Annotated in this window: 3 protein-coding genes and 1 pseudogene; 2 read left to right on the top strand and 2 right to left on the bottom strand. The window is 73.1% G+C overall.

Annotated elements, in window-relative coordinates:
- Positions 1–56: 56 nt before the first annotated feature.
- Positions 57–695 (top strand): annotated as a pseudogene (locus ABZ749_RS27350) (hypothetical protein); the annotation flags it as partial.
- Here ABZ749_RS27350 and ABZ749_RS27345 read toward each other — a convergent pair.
- Both ABZ749_RS27345 and ABZ749_RS27340 read right to left on the bottom strand, forming a co-directional pair.
- The gene (locus ABZ749_RS27345; RefSeq protein ID WP_357232844.1) at positions 696–2492 is read right to left on the bottom strand and encodes a hypothetical protein; all 1797 of its coding nucleotides are present in this window, start codon (positions 2490–2492) and stop codon (positions 696–698) included.
- The gene (locus tag ABZ749_RS27340; RefSeq protein WP_357232848.1) at positions 2492–4273 is read right to left on the bottom strand and encodes a hypothetical protein; all 1782 of its coding nucleotides are present in this window, start codon (positions 4271–4273) and stop codon (positions 2492–2494) included. Before ABZ749_RS27340 ends, ABZ749_RS27345 begins: the two co-directional genes overlap by 1 nt.
- 437 nt (positions 4274–4710) lie before the next feature.
- On the opposite strand from ABZ749_RS27340, the gene ABZ749_RS27335 reads away from it, so the two are divergent.
- On the top strand, positions 4711–5865 hold the full coding sequence (locus ABZ749_RS27335) for a hypothetical protein (protein WP_357232846.1): 1155 nt from the start codon (positions 4711–4713) through the stop codon (positions 5863–5865).
- Positions 5866–6003 lie beyond the last annotated feature (138 nt).

The raw sequence follows: 6003 nt of genomic DNA, 5'->3' as shown, positions 1-6003 counted from the left end.
GGTCAGCTGCATGCCGTCGCCGGAGTCACCGGCGAACCGGATGACCACCCGGTCGAGTTGACGGATCTGCTGACCGGCCGCGGGTGCCGGCCCAGCGCGTCGACGACGCGACCCCGGCGACGACCGACGCCGAGCCGGCCGCGCCGGCCGCGCCGGCCGCCTCCCGCCGCCGGTGGCTGCGCCCGGTGGGGTACGCGGCGGTTGCCCTCGCCGTGCTGCCGCTCTTCCCCCGCCCGCTGCCCGCTCAGCAGATCGACCCGCCGCCGCACTTCATCACCGCGGGCGGCTGGCGACCGTACGTGCCGGCGGGTCGCACCCTGGTGCCGGTGCCGATCCCGAGCAACGTGCACGGTCTGCCGACGCTGCGGTGGAGTGCGCTGACCGGGCAGGAGTTCCCCGTTCCGGGCGGCTACTTCATCGGCCCGAACGAGCTGGGTGAGGGGGTCTTCGGCGCGCCGAACCGACCGACCAGCACCCTCGTCTACTCGACAATGGACAGTGGCACCGTTCCGGCGCTGACCGACGAGAACCGCCGGCAGGCCGTCGAGGACCTACGGTTCTGGCGGGCGTCGGTGGTGGTGCTCGGGGCGCACCCCCGCGAGGCTGTGCTCCGTGAGCTGGTCACCGCCCTGATCGGGCCACCGCAGCGGGTCGACGACGTTTGGGTCTGGGACGTGCGCGCCCTGGTGGGTTAGTCAGCCGACCCGGTCCCGGACGTCCCACAACCATCCGCCGTCGACCGGTCGGCCCGGGCCGAGCAGGTCGTCGACGGTTCGGCGGACCGGGTCACCGTGCTCCAGGTGCCCGAGTACGACCACGGCGGCACGCCAGTGCCGCAGGTCCTCGACCACCTGGCGGCGGTCGATCTCGTCGAGCACCGGCACCACGCCGGTCTCGGCCACCTGCCGCAACAGCACCGACGTGGGCCGGTCCGGCGTACCCCAGCGGGCCGCCGGGTCGTCCGGGCCGCTGGGGCCGATGAAGTAACCGCCCGGCGCGGCGAACCCCAGACCGGTACGGGCGGACCAGAGCATCACCGGGCTGCGCCCGGCACCGGTGACCGGGGGCACCGCGACCACCGTCCGACCGGGCGGCACCAGCGGACGCCAGCCACCGGCGGCGAGAAACCCCGGCACCGGCGCGACCGGCACCACGCGGATCGGCGTCGGAAACAGGGGCAGCAACGCGGCGGCGACCGCGCCGGCCCACAGCAGCCGCACCGGTAGGCCCGGTGCCACATTCGGCCCCCGCGCGGCCCGGACCCGGTCCACTGACAGCGCCACCAGCACCCCCAGCACCGGTACGCAGACCAGCGCGAACCGGGCCGGCACCGCGAGATCGAGCAACGGCAACCCGCCGACCAGCCGGTACAGCCCCGGAATGCCGGTGGCCGCACCGTCCACCCGCAACTCGTCGCCGAGCGAGAGCAGGGCGAAGACCACGCCGCAGGCGGCCAGTGCCCGGACCAGCGGTCGTCGCCACTGCCAGATCACGATCACCACGGCGAGCACCAGCAGGCCCGGGCCGAAGAACGAGTTCTCCTCGGTCGGATTCGGCGAGAGCAGCCCCGGCAGCCAGTCGTCACCCAGCACGGTCTGCCGGGCCGACGCGGTGAACGAGGCGACGTCCAGTTGGAAGCCCTGCGTGGCGAACGCCATCCCGGAGTAGTGCTGCGGGCCGTAGAACTGGAACCACAACGGGTACGCCAGCGGCACCCCCGCCACGCCGGCCGCCACCGCGAGCCGACCGAAGAGGGCCGGCGCCAGCCGTCGTGCGGCCACCCGGTCGGCGAGCGCGTAACCCAACGCGAAGACGCCGGCCGCGAGCACCAGGAAGACCAGCACCTCCTCGCCGATGAAGACCTGCCAGACGAGCAGCAGTCCCAGGGCGACGCCGGGCCGCCACACGCCGTCTCGTGTCGTCTCCGAGGCCGGCCGGAACACCAGGGCGAGGATCGCGGGCACCAGGAACTGGGCGGCGATGTGCAGGTGGGCCCCCGCCTGGGCGATCATGCCCGGGGCGAAGCCACAGATCAGCCCACCCACCGCGGCCGGGGTTCGGGTGCCGACCAGCCGGCGGCGCAGCAGCACGTACCAGGCGACGGCGGTCCCGGCGAGGCAGCAGACGACAGCCACGCAGAACGCCACCTGCGAGCCGAAGAGCACTGTGACCGGGGTGAGCGGAACACCCAGACCGAGCACCGACGTGTTCGCCATCAGGTTGACCCCGTCGGGCGCGTTCAACCCGGTGCTGAAGAGCGGGTTCTCCCCCTCGACCACCGCATGCGCCGCGTGAGCCAGCATCCACTCGAAGAGGATCTGGTCACCCGCCTGGTGGAACAGCCGCCACGGGTGACCCCACTGCCCGCTGGTCACCAGCACCGCGAGGCCCAGATAGCCGGCCACCACCAGCGCGTCCCGCAGCCAGGCCGAGCGGGACGCGCCGACCGTCGCCGGGGGCGAGATGTTCGGGGACGTCGTCCCGGTGGTCATCAGACCGAACGGTCGGTGAGCGTCCGGACGTCCCAGACCCACACGTCCAACTCCTGGCGGCCCGGACCGACCAGCTCCTCGACAGTACGACGCAGTGGCTCGACGTTCTGCTGCCGCACCGGCAGCACCAGGATCGCCGCCCGCCAGTGCCGCAACTCGTCGGCGAAGCGCCGACGCTGCCGGTCGTCAAGCTTGGGCGTACGCCCGGTGGTCGCCACCTCCTCCAGCATCTGACCCACCCCGCTGGGACGACCGCCGAACCGGCCCGCGTCACCGGTGTTGCCGTTGCGGGGCGCGAGGAAGTAACCGCCTGGGATCTTGAAGTCGAGGTTGGTGGCCGCCGCCCAGCGCATGCCGTGCGTGTTGCCCATGCTGGGCACCGGGATCGGCACCAGCGTCTGGTCCGGCCCGACGTACGCCCGCCACCGGTCCGCCGTGATGAAGTCCGGCACCGGCGGCCGGGAGACCATCCGCAGCGGCATCGGTGCGATCGGCAGCAGCGCGAAAGCCAGACCCGCGGCGGTCAGCACCCGGACGGTACGGCGGTCGGCCGGGCGTAGCGCCCAGGCCCGCTCGACGGCGAGCGCCAGCAGCAGGCCGATCACCACGCTGGTGATGAGCCCGAACCGGGTCGGCACCACCGCGTCCAGCAGCGGCAGGTGGACCAACCACTGCCACGGTCCGGTGATCAGCTCGCGGTCCCACCAGGAGACCCGCTCGCCGAGGGAGAGCACGGCGAAGAACACGCCGGTCGCCGCGAGCGCCCGAACGATCAACTCCCGGCGCAGCCAGACCACGATGCCGATGGCCAGCATCGACAGGCTCCAGCCGAAGAAGGCGTTCTCCTCGGAATAGTTCGGCGCCAGGTTGATGTTGGCTCGCTGGTTGCCGCCGAGGGTGGGCGAGCCGGGGGCGAAGAAGGCGGCGATGTCGTTGCCGTAGTCCTTCACCGCGTCGCTGAGCCCGTGGTAGGCCATCGGCCCGGCGAACTGCACGTAGAGCGGGTACGCCAGCAGCGCCCCCGCCAGCAGCGCGCAGGTCACCACGCCGACGCCCAGGGGCCGCCAGGCCGCTCGCCACCGGGCCGGCTCCTGGGCCAGCACCGCCAGCAGGAAGACGCCGCAGGCCAGCGCCGTGAAGAGCAGGATCTCCTCGTTGATGAACGCCTGCGCGGTGACCAGCAGGGCGAGCAGGGCCCCGTCCCGAACCGGTTTTCCGGAGCGGGTGAGCACCAGCACCCGCCACACGATGAACGGCAGCAGGAACTGGCTGATGATGTTCGGGTGCCAACTGGCGTGCGAGAGCATCGCGGGCGAGAACCCGCAGAACCAGCCGCCGACCGCAGCCGCGAGCGGGGTACGCACCAGGTGGCGGGAGAGCATCAGGTACCAGGCCATCGCGGTGCCGGCGAGACCGAGCGTGACCAGCACCACGAAGGAGACCGCCGGCCCGAAGAGCAGCGTCACCGGGACCATCGGGATGCCCAGCGCCAACACGGCCGTGTTGGCCATCAGGTTGACACCGTCGGGGTAGTTGAACTGCTCGGTGTAGAACGGGTACTCGCCGTGCAGCACCACGCGTACCGAGTGGGCGAGGAAGAACTGCACCTGCGCCGGGTCACCGGTGTAGAGCGAGGCCACCCGACCGGAGGGGTCCAGCCAGATCCGGCTGGTCACCCAGAGTGCGGCGAGCAGAAACAGCCCGCCCACCGCCAGATGCTGCCGACGCCGAGTCCACCGCCGCCACCGTGCTCGCGTCGGCACCGCGCTCTCGGCCGGCACCGCGCTCTCGGCGGGCGCTTCGGGCTCGGCGGGCGCTTCGGGCTCGGCCGGCGCTCCTGGGGCAGCCGGCGCTGTGGCCGGGTCGGCCGGCGCTTCGGGATCGGCCGGCGCTGTGGTGGGGGCGGCCAGCGCGGGCGGGCCGGCGAAGAGACCGGCCGGTGTGCGGTAGCTCACCAGCTCGGCGGAGTCGGCTACCGCCTCCGGGTGCGGCGCGGGCAGGGCGCGGGACTCGGCAGGCGTCACAGTCGGCGGAGTCTACCGGAGCAACCAAAACGCCCTAAACCCCCGGTGGTGTCCATTGTGGTGCTTCGGATGCCGGCCAACTGAGGCGCCGCATCGGACATCTCGTACTATGGCGCTTTCCGACAGCGACGGTGAGGCGATCGGGGGCGGGCCAGGTGACTCCAGGCCGTCGGTACGGCAGGGCGCTTCCCGTCCTGCTGAGCGCGCTGCTGGCCGGCACGGCGTGCGGTCCGGTAGCCGAGCGGAAGCCGCAGGACCTCCGGGTCGGGTACGACAGCCTGGACGGCACCCTCGCCGTATGGCCGCCCCGGGGCGACCTCTCCAGCGACGCCACGGCGACATCGGCGATCACCGCGGCGGTCCGGAGCTGGCGGTCTCCGGCCGACGACCGCGCACACCTGCCCTCGTCGGGCATCCTCTTCTCCGGTCGGGTCGACGGCGCCCCGGTGGCGCTGGTGGCCGCCGACGTGCCCGGCGAAAGCGCGTCCTGGCTTCTGCAACTGACTCGCGAGGGCGACCGGTACACGGTGACCCGCGCCACCGAGTACACCGATCCGGGTTACCTCGTCTACTCCGACGTGCTGCCGGTGCAGACGGCCGGCGGCCGGCGTTACCTGGTCTCGGCCCGGGTGCAGAGCCTCCTCGGGCCCAAGGACCGGACGTTGACCATCGCGGACGGTCTCAGCGCACCGGTCGACGTGCCGTCCTGCACCGCCGTCGGCGTGACCGCGACCCTGCGAACCACGGAGTCGCTCCCCCGCGGTCGGGCCGCCGACCGGCTGCTCGACCTGGGCACCGGCACCGTCGACCCGCGCTACCCGTTGGTCCGCGACGAGTCCGGCACGGGCCGGCGTGCGCTCAGCGGTCTGGACACCTGCGTGCTGTCCGGCGACCGGGGCCCCTTCGGCAGCATCCCGCGCCGGATCGGGGACCGGGACGCCCCACGCTCGGTGCCGACGTCCTGGCCGATGGCGAAACTCACCGTACGCTCGCTCGGTGAAGTGGCCCTCGGCGGCGGCGAGCCGGCCGAGTTGCAGCAGCTCAGCTGGGACACCGACGCCGGCGCCATGACGGCGGTGATCTATCGACCTGCCGACGGGAGCGCGCCCGTCGTCTCACCCGCCGACCGGGCCACCCCGTTGCAGGCGTACCAACTGCCGGTGCCCGGTCAGCCGCTGGTGGTGCTGAGCTGGCGGGCCACCCGGGACAGCTCCCTGTCCGTTCCCCCGGGCACTCCCCTGCTGGTCGAGCGCCCCGGCCTGGTGGTCGTCCCGACCCCGTCCCGCTCCCAGACCTACAGCCTCGCCAACACCGACAAAACCCACTACCGCTCAATCTCCCCCCGCTAACCCACCCGCCCCGCCTCTCACCCGGCACACCCCGCCGGGCCAGGCCGGAACAGGCCGGGCCGGGCCGGAACAGGCCGGGCCGGGCCGGGCCGGAACAGGCCGGGCCGGGCCGGAACACAGCCGGCCCGACCCCACCGG

Origin of the sequence: Micromonospora sp. NPDC047753, assembly GCF_040642735.1 — a bacterium.
Taxonomy (GTDB): Bacteria; Actinomycetota; Actinomycetes; order Mycobacteriales; family Micromonosporaceae; genus Micromonospora.
This window is presented reverse-complemented; position numbering and strand designations above follow the sequence as displayed.

Bases quoted from the DNA above. Each gene is read 5' to 3' on its own strand.
- ABZ749_RS27345 (WP_357232844.1), bottom strand. From the start codon at position 2,492: ATGACCACCGGGACGACGTCCCCGAACATCTCGCCCCCGGCGACGGTC.